Origin of the sequence: Janibacter corallicola NBRC 107790 (genome assembly GCF_001570965.1) — a bacterium.
Classification (GTDB): domain Bacteria; phylum Actinomycetota; class Actinomycetes; order Actinomycetales; family Dermatophilaceae; genus Janibacter; species Janibacter corallicola.
In genome coordinates this window covers 13,911-35,846 of the sequence record NZ_BCSR01000002.1, presented here as the reverse complement: position 1 = coordinate 35,846, position 21,936 = coordinate 13,911, and the positions used below count along the sequence as shown (strand labels likewise).

29 protein-coding genes are annotated in these 21,936 nt (G+C 70.1%); 2 read left to right on the top strand and 27 right to left on the bottom strand.

Annotated elements, in window-relative coordinates; all coding sequences use genetic code 11:
- Position 1: 1 nt before the first annotated feature.
- The 8 genes from truA to infA all read right to left on the bottom strand — a co-directional run bounded on the left by truA (position 2) and on the right by infA (position 5,000).
- Positions 2-832, bottom strand: a complete 831-nt coding sequence (gene truA / locus JCO01S_RS01390; RefSeq protein WP_068249723.1) for a tRNA pseudouridine(38-40) synthase TruA — start codon at positions 830-832, stop codon at positions 2-4.
- A 136-nt stretch (positions 833-968) separates the two neighbouring features.
- Positions 969-1,661 (bottom strand): 50S ribosomal protein L17, sunset domain variant, encoded by a 693-nt coding sequence (gene rplQ / locus JCO01S_RS01385; RefSeq protein ID WP_068249721.1) that lies wholly within the window; start codon positions 1,659-1,661, stop codon positions 969-971.
- 61 nt (positions 1,662-1,722) lie between these two features.
- Positions 1,723-2,748: a DNA-directed RNA polymerase subunit alpha gene (locus tag JCO01S_RS01380; RefSeq protein WP_068249719.1), complete on the bottom strand. Its 1,026-nt coding sequence runs from the start codon at positions 2,746-2,748 to the stop codon at positions 1,723-1,725.
- A 115-nt stretch (positions 2,749-2,863) separates the two neighbouring features.
- Positions 2,864-3,472, bottom strand: coding sequence for a 30S ribosomal protein S4 (gene rpsD / locus JCO01S_RS01375; protein ID WP_068249717.1), 609 nt, complete (start codon positions 3,470-3,472; stop codon positions 2,864-2,866).
- 28 nt (positions 3,473-3,500) lie between these two features.
- Positions 3,501-3,896 carry a 30S ribosomal protein S11 gene (rpsK, locus tag JCO01S_RS01370; RefSeq protein ID WP_068249715.1) on the bottom strand — a complete coding sequence of 132 codons (396 nt, stop codon included), beginning with the start codon at positions 3,894-3,896 and terminating at the stop codon, positions 3,501-3,503.
- 71 nt (positions 3,897-3,967) lie between these two features.
- On the bottom strand, positions 3,968-4,339 hold the full coding sequence (gene rpsM / locus JCO01S_RS01365) for a 30S ribosomal protein S13 (RefSeq protein WP_068249713.1): 372 nt from the start codon (positions 4,337-4,339) through the stop codon (positions 3,968-3,970).
- 226 nt (positions 4,340-4,565) lie between these two features.
- Complete coding sequence (gene rpmJ, locus JCO01S_RS01360) at positions 4,566-4,679, bottom strand: 50S ribosomal protein L36 (RefSeq protein ID WP_007928044.1); 114 nt, start codon at positions 4,677-4,679, stop codon at positions 4,566-4,568.
- Positions 4,680-4,778: 99 nt separating this feature from the next.
- Entirely contained in the window at positions 4,779-5,000 is a 222-nt protein-coding gene (infA, locus tag JCO01S_RS01355) for a translation initiation factor IF-1 (protein WP_068249711.1), read from the bottom strand.
- 236 nt (positions 5,001-5,236) lie between these two features.
- Here infA and JCO01S_RS01350 point away from each other — a divergent pair, with 236 nt between their 5' ends.
- Together JCO01S_RS01350 and JCO01S_RS01345 are read left to right on the top strand one after the other, a co-directional pair.
- On the top strand, positions 5,237-6,919 hold the full coding sequence (locus tag JCO01S_RS01350) for a BCCT family transporter (RefSeq protein ID WP_084342531.1): 1,683 nt from the start codon (positions 5,237-5,239) through the stop codon (positions 6,917-6,919).
- A 79-nt stretch (positions 6,920-6,998) separates the two neighbouring features.
- On the top strand, positions 6,999-8,519 hold the full coding sequence (locus tag JCO01S_RS01345; RefSeq protein WP_068249709.1) for a CPBP family intramembrane glutamic endopeptidase: 1,521 nt from the start codon (positions 6,999-7,001) through the stop codon (positions 8,517-8,519).
- A gap of 9 nt (positions 8,520-8,528) precedes the next feature.
- On the opposite strand, the gene meaB is transcribed toward JCO01S_RS01345, so the two are convergent.
- From meaB to rplP, 19 genes are all read right to left on the bottom strand, one after another.
- A complete protein-coding gene (gene meaB, locus JCO01S_RS01340) occupies positions 8,529-9,521 on the bottom strand; it encodes a methylmalonyl Co-A mutase-associated GTPase MeaB (RefSeq protein WP_068249707.1) in 993 nt (330 codons plus the stop codon).
- Positions 9,514-11,715, bottom strand: a complete 2,202-nt coding sequence (scpA, locus tag JCO01S_RS01335) for a methylmalonyl-CoA mutase (RefSeq protein ID WP_068249705.1) — start codon at positions 11,713-11,715, stop codon at positions 9,514-9,516. Before scpA ends, meaB begins: the two co-directional genes overlap by 8 nt.
- Positions 11,715-13,589 (bottom strand): methylmalonyl-CoA mutase family protein, encoded by a 1,875-nt coding sequence (locus JCO01S_RS01330; protein WP_245634299.1) that lies wholly within the window; start codon positions 13,587-13,589, stop codon positions 11,715-11,717. Before JCO01S_RS01330 ends, scpA begins: the two co-directional genes overlap by 1 nt.
- A 146-nt stretch (positions 13,590-13,735) precedes the next feature.
- Complete coding sequence (map, locus tag JCO01S_RS01325; protein WP_068249703.1) at positions 13,736-14,584, bottom strand: type I methionyl aminopeptidase; 849 nt, start codon at positions 14,582-14,584, stop codon at positions 13,736-13,738.
- 7 nt (positions 14,585-14,591) lie between these two features.
- Complete coding sequence (locus tag JCO01S_RS01320) at positions 14,592-15,155, bottom strand: adenylate kinase (protein ID WP_068249700.1); 564 nt, start codon at positions 15,153-15,155, stop codon at positions 14,592-14,594.
- Entirely contained in the window at positions 15,155-16,477 is a 1,323-nt protein-coding gene (gene secY, locus JCO01S_RS01315; protein WP_068249698.1) for a preprotein translocase subunit SecY, read from the bottom strand. Before secY ends, JCO01S_RS01320 begins: the two co-directional genes overlap by 1 nt.
- A 170-nt stretch (positions 16,478-16,647) precedes the next feature.
- The gene (gene rplO / locus JCO01S_RS01310; protein WP_068249693.1) at positions 16,648-17,130 is read right to left on the bottom strand and encodes a 50S ribosomal protein L15; all 483 of its coding nucleotides are present in this window, start codon (positions 17,128-17,130) and stop codon (positions 16,648-16,650) included.
- A 2-nt stretch (positions 17,131-17,132) separates the two neighbouring features.
- The gene (gene rpmD / locus JCO01S_RS01305) at positions 17,133-17,315 is read right to left on the bottom strand and encodes a 50S ribosomal protein L30 (protein ID WP_068249691.1); all 183 of its coding nucleotides are present in this window, start codon (positions 17,313-17,315) and stop codon (positions 17,133-17,135) included.
- Positions 17,315-17,959: a 30S ribosomal protein S5 gene (gene rpsE, locus JCO01S_RS01300; protein WP_068249689.1), complete on the bottom strand. Its 645-nt coding sequence runs from the start codon at positions 17,957-17,959 to the stop codon at positions 17,315-17,317. The genes rpmD and rpsE overlap by 1 nt, the downstream gene beginning before the upstream one ends.
- Positions 17,960-17,993: 34 nt before the next feature.
- Positions 17,994-18,368, bottom strand: coding sequence for a 50S ribosomal protein L18 (gene rplR / locus JCO01S_RS01295; RefSeq protein WP_068249687.1), 375 nt, complete (start codon positions 18,366-18,368; stop codon positions 17,994-17,996).
- A gap of 3 nt (positions 18,369-18,371) precedes the next feature.
- A complete protein-coding gene (gene rplF / locus JCO01S_RS01290; protein ID WP_068249685.1) occupies positions 18,372-18,908 on the bottom strand; it encodes a 50S ribosomal protein L6 in 537 nt (178 codons plus the stop codon).
- An 11-nt stretch (positions 18,909-18,919) separates the two neighbouring features.
- Positions 18,920-19,318 (bottom strand): 30S ribosomal protein S8, encoded by a 399-nt coding sequence (gene rpsH, locus JCO01S_RS01285; RefSeq protein WP_068249683.1) that lies wholly within the window; start codon positions 19,316-19,318, stop codon positions 18,920-18,922.
- A gap of 92 nt (positions 19,319-19,410) precedes the next feature.
- Positions 19,411-19,596, bottom strand: coding sequence for a type Z 30S ribosomal protein S14 (locus tag JCO01S_RS01280; RefSeq protein ID WP_068249681.1), 186 nt, complete (start codon positions 19,594-19,596; stop codon positions 19,411-19,413).
- A 1-nt stretch (position 19,597) separates the two neighbouring features.
- Entirely contained in the window at positions 19,598-20,167 is a 570-nt protein-coding gene (gene rplE / locus JCO01S_RS01275; RefSeq protein WP_068249679.1) for a 50S ribosomal protein L5, read from the bottom strand.
- A gap of 1 nt (position 20,168) precedes the next feature.
- On the bottom strand, positions 20,169-20,507 hold the full coding sequence (gene rplX / locus JCO01S_RS01270) for a 50S ribosomal protein L24 (RefSeq protein WP_068249676.1): 339 nt from the start codon (positions 20,505-20,507) through the stop codon (positions 20,169-20,171).
- Position 20,508: 1 nt separating this feature from the next.
- Entirely contained in the window at positions 20,509-20,877 is a 369-nt protein-coding gene (gene rplN, locus JCO01S_RS01265; protein ID WP_068249675.1) for a 50S ribosomal protein L14, read from the bottom strand.
- Between the two features lie 112 nt (positions 20,878-20,989).
- The gene (gene rpsQ / locus JCO01S_RS01260) at positions 20,990-21,265 is read right to left on the bottom strand and encodes a 30S ribosomal protein S17 (protein WP_281189163.1); all 276 of its coding nucleotides are present in this window, start codon (positions 21,263-21,265) and stop codon (positions 20,990-20,992) included.
- Between the two features lie 23 nt (positions 21,266-21,288).
- Positions 21,289-21,516, bottom strand: a complete 228-nt coding sequence (rpmC, locus tag JCO01S_RS01255) for a 50S ribosomal protein L29 (protein WP_068249672.1) — start codon at positions 21,514-21,516, stop codon at positions 21,289-21,291.
- Entirely contained in the window at positions 21,516-21,935 is a 420-nt protein-coding gene (rplP, locus tag JCO01S_RS01250) for a 50S ribosomal protein L16 (protein WP_068249667.1), read from the bottom strand. The genes rpmC and rplP overlap by 1 nt, the downstream gene beginning before the upstream one ends.
- Position 21,936: the final 1 nt, after the last annotated feature.

Here is a 21,936-nt window from a genome sequence, read left to right as displayed (position 1 = left end):
CTCAGGAGGGCCGCCGCGCCCGGGTGGTCGCCGCCCGCTCGGCCATCCGCGCCGCGTCGGGGTAGGTCACCTCGACGAGGGAGAGCCCGTGGGCGGGCATGACCTTCACCCGCGGGTCGCGCACGCCGGCGCCGAGGACCTCCAGCGGCCACCGCAGGTCCCGCTGCCCGGTCCCGACCGGCACGAGGGCACCGATGAGGGCGCGGACCATCGAGTGGCAGAAGGCGTCGGCGACGACGGTCGCCTCGATCAGCCCGTCCGGCGTGCGGCGCCAGTCGTAGCGCAGCAGCGTCCGGGTCGTCGTGGCCCCCTCCCGCCGCTTGCAGAAGGCGGCGAAGTCTCGCAGCCCGAGCAGGAGCGCGGAGGCCTCGGTCATCGCCCCGGGGTCCAGCGGGGTGCGCAGCGCCACCACGTCCCGACGACGAAGGGGGTCGAACCCGGCCGGGTCGTCGCTGATCAGGTAGCGGTAGCGCCGCTGCAGCGGCGAGAAGCGGGCGTCGAAGCCCTCCGGCGCCCGGGCCACCCGGTGCAGGGCGATGTCGGGCGGCAGCACCCCGCGCACCCGGGTGAGCAGGGCGTCGAGCGGGTCCCGGTCGGACCGGCCGGCGGCTCCGGCGAGCACCTCCTCGGCCAGGTCGAGGTGGACCACCTGCCCCGCGGCGTGCACGCCGGCGTCGGTGCGTCCGGCCACCGTCACCGACGGGTCCTGCGGGAGACGCAGCACCCGCCCGAGGGCGGCAGTCAGCTCCCCCTCCACGGTGCGCAACCCCGGCTGGGCGGCCCAGCCGTGGAAGTCGGTGCCGTCGTAGGCGAGGTCGAGGCGCAGCCGCATGTGGCCCAGCGTAGGCGGCGTGCTCCGCCGCCATCGGGAAACCCGGCCACGGGCGGCCGGCCCCGACACGGCGAAGGGCGCCGCTCCCCTGGTGGGGTGCGGCGCCCTTCGTCCGGCGCTGGGCCGCGCGGGAGGCTCAGGCCTCCTCGTCGGACTCCTGCTGCTTGCTCTCGCCACCAGCCGGCTCGAAGCCGGCCGCCTTGGCCTCGTCGGCGGTCTTGAACCAGACCTCGGCGACGGTCGAGTCGAACCACTGCGAACCGGCGACGTGGTACTTCTGCGAGTCGAGGTTGCCCTTGACGGTGTACTCGTCACTCGGCGCGGCACCATCCTCGAGCGCCTTGACGGCACCCTCGGGCAGGTCCTCGGCCGGGGCCTCGGTGGCCTCCTGCTCGGCAGCCGCGTCCTTGGCGGAGCGCTTGGCGGCGCCCTCCGCCTCCTTGACGACCGCGCGCTTCGGCTTGGCGTCGACCGGCTCGCGGACGAGCTCGATGACGCACATCGGGGCGTTGTCGCCCTTGCGCGGGGCGATCTTGGTGATCCGGGTGTAGCCACCGGGACGGTCGGCCACGTCGGGCGCGATCTCCACGAACAGGCGGTGGACGACGCCCTTGTCCTTCACGACCGTCATGACCCTGCGGCGCGAGGCCAGGTCACCGCGCTTGGCGAAGGTGATCAGCCGCTCGGCCAGCGGGCGCAGCCGCTTGGCCTTGGCCTGGGTGGTCGTCAGCTGGTCGTTCTCGAAGAGGGACGTGGCCAGGTTCGCGAGGATCAGCCGCTCGTGAGCCGGACCTCCGCCGATACGGGGACCCTTGGTGGGGGTGGGCATGATGTTCTCCTTGGGAGCTGTCAGACCTCACCGCGGCAGCGGTCAGGTCACTCGAGGTGGTTCAGAGCTGCTCGTCCTCGGCGAACGAGGCATCCTCGTCACCGGGCTCGTCGTACTCTTCGTAGTCCGCGGTGCTCGGGTCGAACCCGGGCGGGCTGTCCTTGAGGGCCAGGCCCATGTCGTGCAGCTTCGCCTTGACCTCGTCGATCGACTTCGCGCCGAAGTTGCGGATGTCGAGCAGGTCCGCCTCGCTGCGCCCGACGAGCTCACCCACGCTGTGGATGCCCTCGCGCTTGAGGCAGTTGTAGGAGCGGACGGTCAGGTCCAGGTCCTCGATCGGCAGGGCCATGTCGGCGGCCATCGCGGCGTCCGTCGGGGACGGGCCCATGTCGATGCCCTCGGCCTCGATGTTCAGCTCGCGTGCCAGGCCGAAGAGCTCGACCAGGGTCTTGCCGGCGGAGGCCAGCGCGTCCCGGGGAACCATGGAGTTCTTCGTCTCGACGTCCACGATCAGCTTGTCGAAGTCGGTCCGCTGCTCCACTCGCGTGGCCTCGACCTTGTAGGTCACGGCCAGCACCGGCGAGTAGATCGAGTCGACCGGGATCCGGCCGATCTCCTGGTCGCCGCTCTTGTTCTGCTGTGCGGAGACGTAGCCACGACCGCGCTCGACGGTCAGCTCCATCTCGACGGAGCCCTTGTCGTTGAGCGTGGCGATGTGCAGGTCGGGGTTGTGCACCTCGACACCGGCCGGCGGGTTGATGTCCGCGGCGGTGACGGCACCGGCGCCGGACTTGCGCAGGTACATCACGACCGGCTCGTCGTTCTCGCTGGAGACGACCAGCCCCTTGAGGTTGAGGATGATCTCGGTGACGTCCTCCTTCACCCCCGGGATGGTGGAGAACTCGTGGAGGACGCCGTCGATGCGGATCGAGGTGAGCGAGGCACCCGGGATGCTCGAGAGCAGGGTGCGACGCAGGGAGTTGCCGATGGTGTAACCGAAGCCCGGCTCGAGGGGCTCGATGACGAACCGCGAACGGTTGTCGGCGAGGACCTCTTCGCTGAGGATCGGGCGCTGTGCGATGAGCACGGTGATCTTCCTTCCCACGGGCGACCGCTATATGACGCCTCGTGAAAGTGCCGGGGCGCGACCCCGGCGGTGGCCCCCGCATCGGTCCGCGGGGGCCACCCTGGGTGGAACTGACTCAGTTCTTGGAGTAGAGCTCGACGATCAGCTGCTCGGTGAGCGGCGTGTCGATCTGCTCGCGGGTCGGGAGCTGGTGGACCAGCACCTTCAGGCTGCCCGGGACGACGTGCAGCCACGCCGGGACGGGGCGCTCGCCGAAGGTCTCGCGGGCCAGCTGGAAGGGGAAGGCCTCCACCGACTGCTTGCGGATCGTGATGATGTCGTACTGCTCGACGCGCTGGCTGGGGACGTTGGTCCGCTTGCCGTTGACCTCCAGGTGGCCGTGGGTGACCAGCTGGCGGGCCTGCCGGCGGGTGCGGGCCAGGCCGGCGCGGTAGACGACGTTGTCCAGGCGGGACTCGAGGATGGTCAGCAGGTTGTGACCGGTCTGGCCGGGACGGTTCGCCGCCTCCTTGTAGTACCGGAGGAACTGCTTCTCCATGACGCCGTAGGTGAAGCGGGCCTTCTGCTTCTCCTGCAGCTGGGTCAGGTACTCCTTCTCCTGGATCCGCCGACGGCCGTGCTGGCCGGGCGGGAAGGGGCGGAGCTCGAAGTTCTTGTCGCCGCCGACGAGGTCGAGCTTGAGCCGACGGGACTTCTTGGTGATGGGGCCGGTGTAACGAGCCATGTCTTATCTATCTCCCGTGTCTAGCTGCTCAGACGCGACGGCGCTTGGGCGGGCGGACACCGTTGTGCGGGCTGGGCGTGACGTCCTGGATCGCGCCGACCTCGAGGCCGGCAGCGGTCAGGGAGCGGATCGCGGTCTCGCGACCGGAACCGGGCCCCTTGACGAAGACGTCGACCTTGCGCATGCCGTGCTCCATGGCGCGGCGGGCGGCGGCCTCGGCGGCCATCTGGGCGGCGTACGGGGTGGACTTGCGCGATCCCTTGAAGCCGACCTGGCCCGCGGAGGCCCAGGAGATCACGGCACCGGTGGGATCGGTGATCGAGATGATGGTGTTGTTGAACGTGCTCTTGATGTGGGCCGCGCCCACGGACACATTCTTCTTGACCTTGCGACGCACCTTGGTGGCGCGGGTCTTGGGGGGCATGTTTCTCCTACGAAGTTCTTCGGTGGGTCGTGCTCACCGGTGGCGGCGGGGCCGCGTCGCCGGTGGGTGGGTCAGGCCTTCTTCTTGCCTGCGACGGTGCGCTTCGGACCCTTGCGGGTACGCGCATTGGTCTTGGTGCGCTGACCGCGCACCGGCAGACCACGACGGTGGCGCAGGCCCGTGTAGGTGCCGATCTCGACCTTGCGGCGGATGTCGGCGGCGACCTCGCGGCGGAGGTCTCCCTCGTGCTGGACGTTGGCCTCGAAGTAGTCACGCAGGGTGACGAGCTGCTCGTCGGTCAGGTCCTTCACCCGCGTGCTCGGGTCGATCCCGGTCGCGGCCAGGGCCTGCTGCGAAGTCGTGCGTCCCACACCGAAGATGTAGGTCAGGGCGACCTCGACGCGCTTCTCGCGCGGGAGATCCACTCCAACAAGACGTGCCATGTGCTGGCTTCCATTCTCTTCTGCTCGGAGGTCTGGTGCACCACCAGTCCGGCGGGTGGTCCCGCGCTCCGGGCGGGCCGCTGCGGTCCCCGGCCTCCGAGACCGGGGGTGACGTCCTGCTCCGCGAAGGGGGCAGGGGCCGGGTGGTGCTTCTCTTCAATTGGCGTTGCTCGAGGATCTGGGCTGGTGCCCGGTTCCCCGCCTCACCGGTCCTGGTGGACCGCGATCAGCCCTGGCGCTGCTTGTGGCGCAGGTTGTCGCAGATCACCATGACCCGGCCGTTGCGGCGGATCACCTTGCACTTGTCACAGATCTTCTTGACGCTCGGCTGAACCTTCATTGCCGTCTCGCATCTTTCTCGATCTTCCCGCCCCCGGTACGTGGCGACGGGTCGTGCTCGGGTGCTGCTCTCGTCGGCCACCGTCGGTGGCCGCGTCGATCAGCGGTAACGGAAGACGATCCGGCCGCGGGTCAGGTCGTACGGGCTGAGCTCGACGACAACCTTGTCCTCCGGAAGGATCCGGATGTAGTGCTGCCGCATCTTGCCCGAGATGTGGGCGAGAACCTTGTGACCGTTCGTCAGCTCGACCCGGAAGTTCGCATTCGGGAGCGCTTCGACGATCGTGCCCTCGACCTCGATGACACCGTCCTTCTTGGCCATACCCTCTCAATCCGTCGATGGCGGCCACCTGTGTGGCGACCCCCGTGAGTCGGTCACGCATGGATCCCGCCTCCCCGGTACGGGAAGGCGGAGCACACACAGACCGACACTCGAGGATACGCCATGCAATCTGCCGGGGCGAAATCCACCCTGTGGTCGCCGCACGGTGCCACACTCACGGGTGTCCCTTGCCCCCCATTGGGAGGGCGAGGCGGTCTCGACGGAAGGACAGCGACATGGACGCACTCGCCCGCAGGCTCCGGTTGCGCACGCAACCGACGATCTTCTTCGTCTCGGCGGGGTTGATGATCCTCTTCCTCATCGTCCTGCTACTTTTCCCCGCCCAGCTGAACAGCTCCTTCAGCACCGGGCGCGAGTGGGTGGTCACCAACCTGGGGTGGTACTTCATCTTCGGCGTCACCGCGTGGGTGATCATGCTCCTCGGCGTGGCCTTCAGCCCCTACGGCCAGGTCCAGCTCGGCCGCAAGGACGAACCACCGCAGTACAGCTTCCCCTCGTGGTTCGCCATGCTCTTCGCCGGCGGCATCGGCACCATCCTGATGTTCTGGGGCGTGGCGGAACCGATCTCCCACTACACGACGCCCCCGAAGGCGGACGTGCAACCGTTCACCCCCCAGGCGGCCACCGAGGGCATGAACTTCGCCCTGTACCACCTGAGCCTCCACACCTGGGCGATCTTCTGCCTGCCCGGCCTGGCCTTCGCCTACTTCATCCACCGCTACGAGCTCCCGGTGCGCGTGAGCTCGGTCTTCTACCCGATCCTCAAGGACGGCATCTACGGGCCGATCGGCCGGGCCATCGACATCACCGCCATCCTCGGCACCCTCTTCGGCGTCGCCGTCTCGATCGGTCTGGGCACCTCCCAGATCGGCGCCGGCCTCGGTGCTCTCTTCGGGTGGGACAACAACACCGTCCTGCAGGTGCTGATCATCGTCGTCCTCGAGGCCGTCGCGGTCACCTCGATCGTCCGGGGCATGGACAAGGGGGTGAAGTTCCTGTCCAACATCAACATCGCCATGGCGATCGGCCTGATGATCTTCGTCTTCCTCACCGGCGGAATGACGCTCTTCCTGCTGCGGGAGATCTTCGAGACGACCGGGAACTTCGTCTCCTCGCTGCCCGAGATGATGCTCTGGAACGACTCGCTCGCCCCGGTGACCAAGGACGAGGGCTGGGGCTGGCAGGGCGGCTGGACCGTCTTCTACTGGGCGTGGACGGTCAGCTGGGCCCCCTTCATGGGGATCTTCCTGGCGCGCATCTCGAAGGGCCGCACCGTTCGTGAGTTCGTCCTCGGCGTCCTCTTCGCCCCGACGATCTTCACGATCATCTGGTTCGTGGTCTTCGGCTGGTCGGCCATGCGCATCGACGGCATGAACGGGTCCGAGGGAGAGATCGCCTCGGCCGTCTCGGACTCCATCCCGCTGTCGATGTTCGCCTTCTTCGAGCACTATCCCCTGACCACCTTCATCCAGGGCTTCGCCGTGGTGATCGTCGCGATCTTCTTCGCGACGAGCTCCGACTCCGCCTCCCTCGTCGTCGACATGCTCTGCACCGGCGACGGCGACGCCGGACCGACCCACCAGCGCGTCTTCTGGGGCGTCAGCGAGGGCGTGCTCGCCGCGCTGCTCATCGTCCTCGCCGGCGACCAGGGACTGGACGCGCTGCAACAGGTCATCACGGTCGTCGGGCTACCGATGTTCACGCTGATGTTCCTCGCGGGGATCAGCTTCATCATCGCCCTGCGCAAGGAGAGGTTGCAGTTCGTCACGAAGGTGCGGGGCATCCCCGAGGAGGCCGTCTTCGCCGGGCGGGAGGCGCTCAACCGGGGCGAGGTCACCGGGGAGCTCCCGGTGACCGAGCAGGAGGAGGAGGGCTCGAAGGCCGAGACCCGCACCTGATCAGGACTCCTCCCACCGTGGGCGGCCGGAGGCTCCCCCGTGGCCCGGGGGTCTCCGGCCGCCCACGTACGATCGGGCCATGACCGGCCCGCGCATCGCCCTCGTCGGCCCGCCCGAGCACCCCGGCGCCGACCGCGCCCGCCGGGCGTTGGCCGTCCTGCTCCCGGAGGCCGAGGTCCTCGGTCTGCCCGACGGCACCGCCCCGACCCCGGATCTGGACGGCCTCTGGCTGCTGCCCGCCCCGATCGGCTCACCGGCCGACGTGCACGACACGACGATCGCCCACGCCCTGGGTGCGGGCCTGCCGCTCGTCGGCCCGGCAGCCGCGGACGACTCCGCGCCCGAGATGCTCGTGGCCGCCCCCGGTGGCCGGCTGGCCCTCCTGCTCGGCACCGCCCCGACGCGACTGCCGGTGCAGCCCGCCGGCGGCCGCCCCGCCGACGACTACGCCTCGGCCGCGGGCACCGTCTGGTCCGCGCAGGCCCACCGCGGAGGCCGCCCCGCCGTGGTCGCCGCCGCCGGTCGGTCACCGGCCACGCTGATCGACCACGCCCTCGCCACCGACGACGGGGTGCACCCGCTGCTCATCGACTTCGCGCAGGCGGCCCGGGAGCACCACCGGCAGCGGTGGTCCGGGAGGCAGGCCCCCTTCGCCCCTCCCCCGGCACCGACCGGAGGCGGCTCGCTGCGCCCGCTGCCCGACGACGAGCCCCGCAGCTACGTCTCGCAGATGCGGGTGCGGGGGTACCACTGGTGGCGACCGCTTGTGGCACTGCTGCTGGCGGTGGGGGTCTTCTTCGTCACGAGCATGGTGCTGGGCATCATCCTCTACGCGCTGAGACCCGACCTGCTCACGACTCCGGACGCGGTCGAGTCGATGGCGACCGACCCGGTCTCGATGCTGATCAACAATCTCATGCTCGCCGCGCTCATCCCGGCGACGCTCGTCGCGACGCGGCTTGGGCACTGGCGCCCGATGGGAGCACTGTGGTCGGTCGCGGGGCGGATCCGGTGGGGCTGGCTGCTGCGGGCCTTCGTCGTCACGCTCGTGCTCTGGGGCGCCTACCTCGCCGGGTCGTGGGTACTCTCCGGGGAGTCACCCGGCGACCGGCCGGAGCACTGGCAGTGGCTCGTGGTCGTCACGCTGCTCACCACCCCCCTGCAAGCGGCCGGGGAGGAGGTCGCCTTCCGTGGCGGTCTGCTCCAGGGGGTGGGTGCGTGGATCCGGAACCCGGTCCTGGCCCTGGTCGTCGGGACGATCCTCTCGACCCTCCTCTTCGCGCTCGCGCACACCTCGCTCGACCCGTGGATCATCATCGACCTCGGCGGCATGGCGCTCGCCTGCTGCTACCTCACGTGGCGCACCGGCGGCCTGGAGGCGGCCATCGTGCTGCACGTCGTCAACAACCTCGTCATCACGGTGGGCCTGAGCGTGCTCGGCGGGCTGCAGGATGCCTACGTCGGCACGGACACGACGAGCACGGGGGCCGCGGCCGGCACGAGCGTGCTCGCCACCGCCGTCATGACCGCGGTGCTGCTCCTCCTCGCGCGCCGCTCCGGCATCGCACCGAAGAGGATCGGGGCTCCGGCGCGCGGCTGAGCGCCGGGATCAACGCTCGCCGAGGTCCCGGGCGAAGGCGTCGATGACCCGTCCGGCGCCCTCCACGGCGCTGGTCTCCCCCGAGCGCACGGCCGCGGTCAGCTCGGCCAGGTGCTCGCGCACCCCGGGTGAACGGCGCACGAGGTCGTGCAGCTCGGCGTCGACCATCGCCCACATCCACTCCTGCTGCTGCTCCGCCCGGCGGGTGGCGAGCGACCCCTGCGCCTCGAGGTGGCTGCGGTGATCGAGGACGGCCTGCCAGACCTCGTCGAGGCCGGCGCCGGTCTGCGCGCTGCACGTCAGCACCGGGGGGCGGCGGGCCTCGGGGTCCGGGTTCATCATCCGCATCGCCCCGGAGAGCTCGCGGGCGGCCACCCGGGCATCGCCCTCGTAGGGGCCGTCGGCCTTGTTGACCGCGATGACGTCGGCGATCTCGAGGATGCCGCGCTTGATCCCCTGCAGCTGGTCCCCGCCCCGGGCGAGGGCGAGCATGAGGAAGGTGTCGACCATCTCGGAGACCGCCACCTCGGACTGGCCCACCCCGACGGTCTCGACGAGGACGACGTCGAAGCCCGCGGCCTCGAGCACGAGCATCGACTCGCGGGTCGCCCGGGCGACGCCGCCGAGGTGGTCCCCCGAGGGCGAGGGGCGCACGAAGGCGTCGTCGCTGGCGGTCAGCGCCGCCATCCGGGTGCGGTCGCCGAGCACCGACCCGCCGGTGCGCGAGCTGCTCGGGTCGACGGCGACGACCGCGACGCGGTGGCCCGCCTCGATCAGCCGGGTGCCGAGGGCGTCGATGAAGGTCGACTTGCCCGCGCCCGGGATCCCGGAGATGCCCACGCGCACGGCGTGACCGGTGTCGGGCGCGAGCAGCGCGAGCAGCTCCTTGGCCCGGTCGCGGTGGGCCGGCCGGGAGGACTCGACGAGCGTGATCGCCCGGGCGATCTGCCCCCGGGAGCGCTCCCGGACGCCGGCAGCGAGATCGGCGACCGACTCAGCCATCGGCAGCGGAGGCGCGCTCGACGAGCGTGTCCACGAGCCGGCCGGCAGCCTGCGCGATGACGGTGCCGGGCGGGTAGATGTCGTCCGCTCCCGCCGCGCGCAGCTCCTCGAAGTCCTGGCTGGGGATGACCCCGCCCACGACGATCAGCAGATCGGTGCGGCCCAGGGCGTCCAGCTCCTCGCGCAGCGCCGGCACGAGGGTGAGGTGCCCCGCGGCCAGCGAGGAGACGCCCACGACGTGCACGTCGGCCTCGACGGCCTGGCGGGCGACCTCCGCGGGGGTCTGGAAGAGCGGGCCGACGTCGACGTCGAAGCCGAGGTCGGCGAAGGCGGTCGAGATGACCTTCTGCCCGCGGTCGTGCCCGTCCTGGCCCATCTTGGCCACGAGGATGCGCGGCCGGCGGCCCTCCAGGTCGGCGAACTGCTCGACCTTCTGCTGGACCTCCTCGACGGCCCCGCCCGGGCCGGCCTCGTCGCGGTACACACCGGAGATGGTACGGATCGAGGCGGTGTAGCGACCGAAGACCTCCTCCAGCGCCGAGGAGATCTCCCCGACGGTGGCCTTGGCCCGGGCGGCGTCGATCGCCAGGGCCAGCAGGTTGGTCTCCATGGTGCCGCCGTCCCCCTTCGCCGCCTCGGTGAGGGCGGCGAGCGCTGCGCGGGTCTCCTCCTCGTCGCGCTCGGAGCGCAGCCGCTCCAGCTTCTCCAGCTGCTGGGCGCGCACGGAGGCGTTGTCGACCTTGAGGATCTCGATCGGCTCGTCCTCGTCGACCGGGTAGGTGTTGACGCCGATCACCGGCTGCTGCCCGGAGTCGATGCGCGCCTGGGTGCGGGCGGCGGCCTCCTCGATACGCATCTTCGGGATGCCCGCCTCGATCGCCTTGGCCATCCCGCCGGCCTTCTCGACCTCCTGGATGTGGCTCCACGCCCGCTCGGCGAGGTCGTGGGTGAGCCGCTCGACGTAGGCGCTGCCGCCCCAGGGGTCGACGACGCGGGTCGTGCCCGACTCCTGCTGCAGCACCAGCTGGGTGTTGCGGGCGATGCGCGCCGAGAAGTCCGTCGGCAGCGCGATCGCCTCGTCCAGGGCGTTGGTGTGCAGGCTCTGGGTGTGCCCCTGGGTCGCGGCCATCGCCTCGACGCAGGTGCGCACGACGTTGTTGTAGACGTCCTGGGCCGCCAGGCTCCAGCCGGAGGTCTGGCTGTGGGTGCGCAGCGAGAGCGACTTCGGGTTCTCCGGGGCGAAGCCCTCCTTGACCAGCCGGGCCCACAGCAGGCGGGCCGCGCGCAGCTTGGCCACCTCCATGTAGAAGTTCATGCCGATGGCCCAGAAGAAGGACAGCCGCGGCGCGAAGGAGTCCACGTCCAGCCCGGCCTCCCGGCCCGCGCGGATGTACTCGATGCCGTCCGCGAGGGTGTAGGCCAGCTCGAGGTCCTGCGTCGCCCCGGCCTCCTGCATGTGGTACCCGGAGATCGAGATCGAGTTGAAGCGGGGCATCCGCTGGCTCGTGAAGGCGAAGATGTCGGAGATGATCCGCATCGAGGGGCCCGGCGGGTAGATGTAGGTGTTGCGGACCATGAACTCCTTGAGGATGTCGTTCTGGATGGTGCCGCTCAGCTGCTCCGGGCTCACCCCCTGCTCCTCGGCGGCGACGACGTAGAGCGCGAGCACCGGCAGCACGGCGCCGTTCATCGTCATCGACACGCTCATCCGCTCCAGCGGGATGCCGCTGAAGAGAGTGCGCATGTCCAGGATGGAGTCGATCGCCACACCGGCCATGCCGACATCGCCGGCGACGCGGGGGTGGTCGCTGTCGTAGCCGCGGTGGGTGGCCAGGTCGAAGGCGACCGAGAGCCCCTTCTGCCCCGCGGCGAGGTTGCGCCGGTAGAAGGCGTTGGACTCCTCCGCGGTGGAGAAGCCGGCGTACTGGCGCACCGTCCACGGCTGGTTGACGTACATCGTCGGGTAGGGCCCGCGCAGGTACGGGGCCGCGCCGGGCACCGTCCGGAGGAAGTCCAGGTCCTCGGTGTCGGCCTCGGTGTAGACCGGCGCGACGGTGATGTGCTCCGGGGTCCGCCAGCCGTCGGCGGCGCCCGGCGTGCGCGCGAGGGCCTCCTCCCAGCGGTCGGTGGCGCCCGCGGAGGGCACCCCGTCGCCGAGGTCGATGGTCTCGAAGGTGGGGATCTGGTCGGTCATCAGCGTGCTCCTGCCGGCTGCTGGCGGGTACCGAGGCGGTCGATGAGGTCCTCGAGGAAGGCCAGGACGTCCATGCCCGCCTGCGCGGAGTCATCGACCGACGTGCCCTCGGCCTCGGTCGGTGCGCCGGCGATGACGACGTGCTGCACGCCGGCGGCGCGAAGGGCGGCGACGGTCGCCTCCGCGTGGGCGGCGTACCCCTTCGGCGAGGAGGCGATGATCGCGACGGGCGCACCCTCGAGGCCGGAGAGGTCGACCCCCTCGGGCCCGTCGAGGAGCTCGTGGAGCTCCGGGTGGATGCCGGCGACCCCGAGGAGGTTGCCGACGAAGCTGACCCGGGCGGTGTGCTCCTTGACGGCACCCAGCCCGAGCACGGGGACGGTGAGGTCGGAGCCGGCCCGCTCGCGCAGGGCCTCGAAGGCCTCGGAGTCCCGGCGGCGTGGCAGCCCGTCGCGGGTGACCTCCGCGCGCGGCTCCCGCTCGAGGAGCGTCTCCCCGGCCAGCGGGAAGGTCGAGGTACCGGTGAGCGGCAGCTCACGGGTGGCCAGCGCGGCGTCGCGCCGTGCGCGGGTGGCGGCGAGTCGGTCCGCGATGCGTCCGTCGGCGAGCGCGACCGCGGTGCCCCCGGCCCCGTCGAGCTCACCGAACCACTGCCACGCGGCGCGGGCGATCTCGTCGGTCAGCGACTCGACGTAGGCCGAGCCGCCGGCCGGGTCCGCGACCGCGGCGACGTGGGACTCGGCGGAGAGCAGTGTCTGGGTGTTGCGGGCGATGCGCCGGGCGAAGGGGGTCGGCAGCCCCACCGCGACGTCGTGCGGCAGCACGGTGATCGCTTCGGCCCCGCCGGCGGCGGCGCCGAAGCAGGCGATGGTGTCGCGCAGGATGTTCACCCACGGGTCGGTGCGGGTCTGCATCCGCCAGGAGGTGACGGCGTGCACCCAGGCCCCGCGGTCGGCCTCGGGGACCTCGAGCACCTCGCCCACGCGGGCCCAGGTGCGCCGCAGCGCCCGCAGCTTGGCGATGGTGGCGAACTGGTCGGCCGTCGCGGCCACCCGGAAGTCGATGCGCCGGAAGGCCTCGGCCGGCTCGATGCCGTCGGCGTGCAGGCGCCGGACGTACTCCAGGGCGGTGGCGAGGGCCAGCGCGATCTCGTCGGCGTCGCCGGCGCCCGCGTCGTGGTGGACCCGGGTGTCGACGGTGACGGCGCGCACGCCGGTCCAGCGCTCGGTGCAGGAGCGCACCGCGTCGGCGAGCGGCGCCAGGTCCGGCGCGGTGCCGAGCGCGGCCGCCGCGCCGATGGGGTCGTGGCCGAGGCTGCCGCGCACGGTGGCGGGGTCGGCCCCCTTCGTCTCCCAGAAGGCGAGCAGGGCCGCGGCGGCGCCGGTCTGGTCGGTCAACGAGCTGACGGTGACCGATGCGAGGTCGACCATGACGTCCTGGAGGACCGTCGCGACATCCTCGGTGGCGATGCCGTCCTCGCCGACGTGCAGCCACACCGAGGTGGCTCCCTGCTCGAGGTCCTGGAGCACGGCCGCGCGGGTGCGGGCGGCGTCGGGGTCCTCGTGCAGCGCCCGGACGTCCCAGGGCTGCTCCGGGTCGCGGGGGCCGCGGCCGCGGGTGAAGGGCATCGCCCCGGGCAGCCCGAGCGCGCGGCCCGGCTCCGGCCAGTAGATCGGCTCGACCTCGAGGCCGCCCGGCAGCTCGCTGGTCAGCGCGGCGACGGCGCCGGCCGGGTCCAGGTGATCGTCCTCCGGCCGGGAGCGGTTGAGGACCTTCGCGGCCATCGCGGCCCAGTCCTCGTCGCCCAGCTGCGGGAAACCCTCCGCCAGGCGCATCGTGCCTCCGTCGGCGGAGGGGCTGTCGGGCAGTGTCATGCTGTGGCGCTCCTGGGGTCGACCGGCCGTCCCGGGGGACGGCATGACTGGCTTCGCAGCCTACCGACCGGCCTCACCTGGCACAGGTCCGTCCCACGTCGCGTACACCACATCCGCCGGGCCTCCCCGCACGTCGTGAGGCGGGTTCAGTCCAGCGAACCGACCGCCACGCCGCGGGGCACCAGTTCCGAGTGACCCTGGTCGAGCGCGGTGAGCACGACGACGCCGTCCTCGGTGAGGGCGACCGAGTGCTCCCAGTGCGCCGCGGCCAGGCCGTCGCTCGTGACGACGGTCCAGTCGTCGGGCAGGACGTGGTTGGCCTGGTCGCCGAGGGTGACCATCGGCTCGATCGCCAGGGTCGCCCCGACGGGGGTGCGGGCGACCCGGCCGCGCACCCGGTAGTTGCACACGCTCGGCGGCAGGTGCATCGACTCCCCGATGCCGTGGCCGGTGTAGTCCTCGACGATTCCGTAGTCGATGCCGTCATCCCGGCCGTCGGCGACGATGCTGTCCTCGACGGCCCCGCCGACGTCGTTCAGGTCCCCACCGGGACGAAGGGCGGCGATCCCCGCCCAGAGCGAACGCCGGGTGACCTCGCTGAGGCGCACCTGCGCGGGGTCGCCCGCGTCATCCCCACCGACGACCACGGTCATCGCGGCGTCGCCGTTCCACCCCTGCACCTCGGCGCCGCAGTCGATGCTCAGCAGGTCACCGGGGGCCAGCACCCGCTCCCCCGGGATCCCGTGCACGATCTGCGAGCCGATCGAGGTGCACAGGGTGTGGCTGTACCCGGGCACGAGCTGGAAGTTGGGGATGCCCCCGTGGTCCCGGATGAAGGTCTCGGCGAGCTCGTCGAGCCGGCCGGTGCTCACCCCTTCGCGCGCCTCCTCCCGGAGCATCGCGAGGGTGCGGCCGACGAGCAGCCCCGCCACCCGCATCGCCCGGAGCTCGTCCGGGGTGCGGGAGGGCAGGCGCTCGCGGCCGAAGAGGGACATCGCCGGGTCAGTCGTCCAGCGCGTCGATGATGCGGCGGCCGATCTCGTCGACCTCGCCGGCGCCGTCGACCTGGACCAGCAGACCGCGCTCGGCGTACTCGGAGGCCAGCGGCTCGGTCTCCCGGTGGTAGAGGGCCATGCGCTCGCGGATGACCTCCTCGGTGTCGTCCTCCCGGCCCTCGACCTCGGCACGCTTGAGCAGCCGGGCGATCACCATCTCGTCGTCGACGACGAGCTCGAGCACCTTGTCCAGGGAGGCACCCTGCCGCTGCAGCATGCCGTCGAGGGCCTCGACCTGCGCCGGAGTGCGGGGGTAGCCGTCGAGCAGGAACCCGCCCGCGGCGTCCTCCTGGGCGAGGCGGTCCTCGACGATGGCGTTGGTGATCTCGTCCGAGACGTAGCCGCCGGAGGCGAGGATCTCCTTGACCTGCTTCCCGAGCTCCGTTTCGTTCTTGATGTTGGAGCGGAAGATGTCCCCCGTGGAGATCGCGGGGATGGCGTAGTGCTCGGCGATACGGCCGGCCTGAGTGCCCTTACCGGCACCGGGAGGACCGAGGATGATCAGACGCATCAGCGCAGGAACCCTTCGTAGTGACGTTGCTGGAGCTGGGACTCGATCTGCTTCACCGTCTCCAGGCCGACTCCCACCATGATGATGATAGAGGCGCCGCCGAAGGGGAAGTTCTGGTTGGCCCCGACGAGCACGAAGGCGATGAGCGGGATCAACGAGACCACAGCCAGGTAGATCGACCCGGGCACGGTGATGCGGGTCAGGACGTACCGGAGGTACTCGGCCGTGGGTCGCCCGGCGCGAATACCGGGGATGAAGCCCCCGTACTTCTTCATGTTGTCGGCCACGTCCGTGGGGTTGAACGTGATCGAGACGTAGAAGAACGTGAAGAAGATGATCAGGGCGGTGTAGACCGCCATGTAGATGGGGTTGTCGCCCTGGACCAGGTAGGTCTGGACCCACTGCACCCACGCCGGCGAGTTGCCCTGGGGGTCGGTCTGGAACTGGGCGACCATCTGCGGCAGGGCGAGCATCGAGCTGGCGAAGATGACCGGGATGACGTTGGCCATGTTCACCTTGATCGGGATGTACGTCGAGGTGCCGCCGTACATCCGCCGCCCGACCATCCGCTTGGCGTACTGGACCGGCACCCGTCGCTGGCTCTGCTCGACGAAGACGACCGCGGTGGTGATGAGCAGCCCGATGGCGATGACGATGAAGAAGATGTCCCAGCGGCCGTCGCGCTGCTGGATGGCCCACAGCGAGCTGGGGAAGGTCGCCACGATCGAGGTGAAGATCAGCAGCGACATGCCGTTGCCGACGCCCTTGTCGGTGATGAGCTCACCGAGCCACATGATCAGGCCGGTCCCGGCGGTCATCGTCAGCACCATGAGGCCGATGTCGAAGATGCCCTCGCGGTAGATGATCGGGCCGCACTCGGCATTGGCGAAGAGCTGCGCGGGGTTGCGCGCGAAGGTGATGAAGGTCGAGGACTGCAGGACGGCCAGGCCGATCGTCAGGTAACGCGTGTACTGCGTCATCTTGGCCTGACCCTGCTGGCCCTCCTTCTTCAGCTGCTCGAAGTGCGGGATGACGACCGTGAGCAGCTGCACGATGATGCTCGCGGTGATGTAGGGCATGATCCCGAGCGCGAAGACCGACAGCTGCAGCAGCGCGCCGCCGCTGAAGAGGTTGGCCATGCCGAGGAAGCTGCTCCCCGAGTCATCCCTCGCACCCGCGATGCACTGCTGCACCGCGGAGTAGTCGACATTCGGGGTGGGGATGGAAGACCCGATGCGGAAGAGCACGAGGATGCCCAGGGTGAGCAGCAGCTTGTTCCGCAGTTCGGGCGTCGAGAACGCCCGGGTGAAGACGGAGAGCACGGGTTGGTTCCTCCAGGATGGTCCGGGTGGTGCGCCCCGGGCCGATGGACCGTGCGGGCACAACCCGTCCGACGATACCTGTCATCGGTGGCGATGCCCGACCCGACCGGCCGGAACGGCGTGAGGCCGCCCCGGGGACGGGACGGCCTCACGACCTGGTGCGAAGGGGGTCAGCGCAGCGTGATGCTGCCGCCGGCCGCCTCGATCTTCTCCTTGGCGCTGGTGGAGAAGGCGTCGACCGTGAGGTCCACCTTCGCCGACACGTCGCCGGAGCCGAGCACCTTCACGGGCTGGCCCGCGCGAACGGCGCCCTTGGCCACGAGCTCCTCGACGCCCACGGTGCCCCCCTCGGGGAAGAGGGTCGCGATGCGCTCGAGGTTCACGACCTGGTACTCGGTCTTGAACGGGTTCTTGAAGCCACGCATCTTCGGCAGCCGCATGTGCAGCGGCGTCTGGCCACCCTCGAAACGCTCCGGCACCTGGTAACGGGCCTTGGTGCCCTTGGTGCCGCGACCGGCGGTCTTGCCCTTCGAGCCCTCACCGCGACCCACGCGGGTACGCGCGGTCTTGGCGCCGGGCGCCGGGCGCAGGTGGTGCACCTTCAGGGCGCGGGCGCCCTCCTCCGGCGTGACGTCAGCCTTGCTGTCAGCCATGATCAGTCAACCTCCTCGACGGTGACCAGGTGGTCGACCGTCTTGACCATCCCGCGGATCTCGGGACGGTCCTCCTTGACGACGACGTCGCCCATGCGCTTCAGGCCGAGGCTGCGCAGGGTGTTGCGCTGGCTCTCCCGGCCACCGATCTCGGAACGGGTCTGGGTCACCTTCAGCTGGGCCATCATGCACCCGCCTTCGCCGTGTCGGCGGCCTCGGCGCGACCAGCGGCCTGGGCGCGCAGCATGGCGGCCGGGGCGACCTCGTCCAGCGGCATGCCGCGGCGCGCGGCCACGGCCTCCGGACGCTCGAGGCCGCGGAGGGCCTCCACCGCCGCGTGGACGATGTTGATCGCGTTGTCCGAGCCGAGAGACTTGCTCAGCACGTCGTGGATGCCGGCGCACTCGAGCACGGCGCGCACCGGGCCACCGGCGATGACACCGGTACCGGGCGAGGCCGGACGGAGCATGACGACACCCGCGGCGGCCTCGCCGACGATCGGGTGGGGGATGGTGCCCTGGATGCGGGGGACGCTGAAGAAGTTCTTCTTCGCCTCCTCGACACCCTTCGCGATCGCGGAGGGCACCTCCTTGGCCTTGCCGTAGCCGACACCGACGGTGCCGTCGCCGTCACCGACGACGACCAGGGCGGTGAAGCTGAAGCGACGACCACCCTTGACGACCTTGGCGACGCGGTTGATGGTCACGACCCGCTCGAGGAACTGGCTCTCGTGACGGTCGCGGCCGCCGTCGCGGCGGTCTCGGCGGTTGTTGTTGGAGCGCTCATTGGTGCCGGCGGCACCGGCGCCTCGACGCTGGGGTCCGGGCATCAGATGTTCCTCTTCTCGACGTTGTGGGCCTGCATCACAGTGCCAGGCCCCCTTCGCGGGCACCGTCGGCCACCGCGGCGACGCGGCCGTGGTACCGGTTGCCACCACGGTCGAAGACGACCGCGGCGACGCCCGCCTGCTTGGCGCGCTCTGCGACGAGCCCGCCGACCTTCTGGGCCTGCTCGGTCTTGTCGCCCTCCATCGCCCGCACGTCGGCCTCCATGGTCGAGGCCGAGGCGACGGTCTTGCCGACGGTGTCGTCGACGACCTGGACGAAGACGTGCCGGGAGCTGCGGGTGACGACCAGCCGCGGACGGCTCGCGGTCCCCGTGATCTTCTTGCGGACGCGCAGGTGGCGACGACCACGAGCGGCGCTCTTGCCCTTGGCTCGCTTGACGATCATTGCCATGGCTTACTTACCAGCCTTTCCGACCTTGCGACGGATCTGCTCGCCCTCGTAGCGCACGCCCTTGCCCTTGTACGGGTCGGGACGGCGCAGCTTGCGGATGTTGGCGGCGACCTCACCGACGAGCTGCTTGTCGATCCCCTGGACCGCGAAGCGGGTCGGGTTCTCGACGGCGAAGGTGATGCCCTCCGGCGCCTCGATGACGACGGGGTGGCTGAACCCGAGCGCGAACTCGAGGTTGCCGCCCTTGTTCTGGACGCGGTAACCGGTGCCGTGGATCTCGAGCTTCTTCTCGTACCCGGTGGTGACACCGACGACCATGTTGTTGATGAGGCTGCGGCTCAGGCCGTGCAGCGAGCGGGACTCCCGCTCGTCGTCCGGGCGCGCGACCTCGACGCCCTCGTCGGTCCTGGCGACCGTGATGGGCTCGGCCACGACGGTCTGCAGCTCACCCTTGGGGCCCTTGACCTTCACGGTCTGGCCCTCGATGGTGACGTCGACACCGCTGGGGATGGCGACCGGCCTCTTTCCGATGCGCGACATGGTGCTCCCCCTTACCAGACGTAGGCGAGGACTTCCCCGCCCACACCCTTGGTTGCGGCCTGCTTGTCGGTCAGGAGGCCCGAGGACGTGGAGATGATCGCCACGCCCAGGCCGCCGAGGACCTTCGGCAGGTTGGTGGACTTCGCGTAGACGCGCAGACCGGGCTTGGAGACCCGGCGCACGCCCGCGATGGAACGCTCCCGGGTGGGGCCGTACTTGAGCGCGATGGTCAGCGTCTTGCCGACGGTCGCGTCCTCGACCTCCCACCCGGAGATGAAGCCCTCCGCCTGGAGGATCTCCGCGATGTTCGACTTCAGCTTGGAGTACGGCATGGACACCACGTCGTGGTACGCCGAGTTGGCGTTGCGCACGCGGGTGAGCATGTCCGCGATCGGGTCGGTCATTGTCATGGGCTCTGCCTGCCCTCTCTCATCGCGGTTTCACCTCGGGCACGAGGCGACCTTCGATGTAGGAGTGATGTGGAAGTTGTTGGGGTCGCTGCTTACCAGCTGGACTTGGTCACGCCGGGCAGCTCACCGCGGTGAGCCATGTCCCGGAGGCACACACGGCACAGACCGAACTTGCGGTAGACCGAGTGCGGCCGACCACAGCGCTGGCAACGCGTGTAGCCCCGGACCTTGAACTTCGGCTTCTTGTTCGCCTTGTTGATCAGGGCGGTCTTGGCCATCTCAGTTCTCCTTGAAGGGGAAGCCGAGCTGCTTGAGCAGGGCCCGGCCCTCGTCGTCGTTCGTCGCCGTGGTGACCACGGTGATGTCCATGCCCCGGACGCGGTCGATCTTGTCCTGGTCGATCTCGTGGAACATCGACTGCTCGGTCAGCCCGAAGGTGTAGTTGCCGTTCCCGTCGAACTGCTTGCCGTTCAGCCCGCGGAAGTCGCGGATGCGCGGCAGCGCGATGCTGATCAGCCGGTCGAGGAACTCCCACATCCGGTCGCCCCGCAGCGTGACGTGGGCGCCGATCGGCATGCCCTCACGCAGCTTGAACTGGGCGATGGAGCGGCGCGCCTTGGTCACCTGCGGCTTCTGACCGGTGATGGCGGTCAGGTCGCGGATCGCGCCCTCGATGAGCTTGGAGTCCTTCGCCGCGTCGCCGACGCCCATGTTGACGACGACCTTGACGAGGCGCGGGACCTGCATCGGGTTCTCGTAGCCGAACTGCTCCGAGAGAGCGCCCTTGATCTCACCGGTGTACCGGCTCTTCAGGCGCGGTGCCTGGGTGGTCTCGATGGTGTCGGTCATCTCAGAGGTCCTTGCCCGAGCGCACGCCGACGCGGGTGCGGCTCGTCTTCTTGCGACCGTCGCGCTCGATGGTCTCGACGCGGGTCCTGGTGCGGGTGGGCTTGTTGTCCTCGGGGTCGACCACGGCCACGTTGCTCACGTGGATCGGGGCCTCGGTCGTGACGAGGCCACCGGCCTGACCGCCGAAGCCGGCCCGGGTGTGCTTGGTGACGCGCTGGACGCCCTCGACGACGACGCGCTCCCGCTCGACGTCGACCGAGATCACCTTGCCCTGCAGGCCCTTGTCACGGCCACTGAGGACCTGGACGAGGTCGCCCTTCTTGATCTTCAGCTTTGCCATCTCAGATCACCTCCGGTGCCAGCGAGACGATCTTCATGAACCGCTGGTCGCGCAGCTCGCGACCGACCGGGCCGAAGATGCGCGTCCCGCGCGGCTCGCCGTCGGCCTTGAGGATGACGGCGGCGTTCTCGTCGAACTTGATGTAGGAACCGTCGACGCGACGGCTCTCCTTGGTGGTGCGGACGATGACCGCCTTGACGATGTCGCCCTTCTTGACGTTGCCACCGGGGATGGCGTCCTTGACGGTGGCGACGATCGTGTCGCCCACGCCGGCGTAGCGACGGCCGGAGCCGCCGAGCACGCGGACGCACAGGATCTCCTTGGCTCCGGTGTTGTCGGCGACTCGCAGTCGCGACTCCTGCTGGATCACTTCTCACTCCTGTCGTCGTGCTGGTTCTCGCCTCTCGCGAGCCTGGCCGAACTGGACTTTTACGGCTGTGGGGACGAAGGGGGCGTGACGCCCCCTTCGTCTCCGAAGAGGATTACTTGGCCTTCTCGAGGATCTCGACGAGGCGCCACCGCTTGGTGGCCGACAGCGGCCGGGTCTCCATGATCTCGATGAGGTCACCCACACCGGCCTGGTTCTGCTCGTCGTGGACCTTGACCCGCTCGCTGCGGCGCATGACCTTGCCGTAGAGCGCGTGCTTGACGCGGTCCTCGACCTCGACGACGACCGTCTTGTCCATCTTGTCGCTGACGACGTACCCGCGGCGGGACTTGCGGTAGTTCCGCTCCTGGGGCTCGCTGGCGCTGCTCACGGTCTCTTCCTTCACGTTCTCGCTCACTTGCTCTCACCGATCCCGAGCTCGCGCTCGCGCATCTCGGTGTAGATGCGCGCGATGTCCTTGCGGACCGCGCGGAGGCGGCCGTGGTTCTCCAGCTGGCCGGTGGCCGACTGGAATCGGAGGTTGAACAGCTCCTCCTTGCCCTTGCGCAGCTCCTCGACGAGCTTGTCGTCGGCCAGCTCACGCAGGTCCGCAGGAGTCAGGTCCTTGGATCCGACTGCCATCAGTTCTCACCACCCTCACGCGCGACGAAGCGGCACTTCATCGGCAGCTTGTGCATCGCCAGGCGCATGGCCTCGCGAGCGACCTTCTCGTCGACACCGGAGATCTCGAACATGACCCGGCCCGGCTTGACGTTCGCGACCCACCACTCGGGCGAGCCCTTGCCGGAACCCATCCGGGTCTCGGCCGGCTTCTTGGTGAGCGGACGGTCCGGGTAGATGTTGATCCAGACCTTCCCGCCACGCTTCATGTAGCGCGTCATGGCGATACGCGCGGCCTCGATCTGCCGGTTGGTGATGTACGCGGCCTCCAGCGCCTGCAGGCCGTAGTCGCCGAAGGAGACGGTGGTCCCGCCCTTCGCCATGCCGCCACGCCTGGGGTGGTGCTGCTTGCGGTGCTTGACCCGTCGGGGGATCAACATC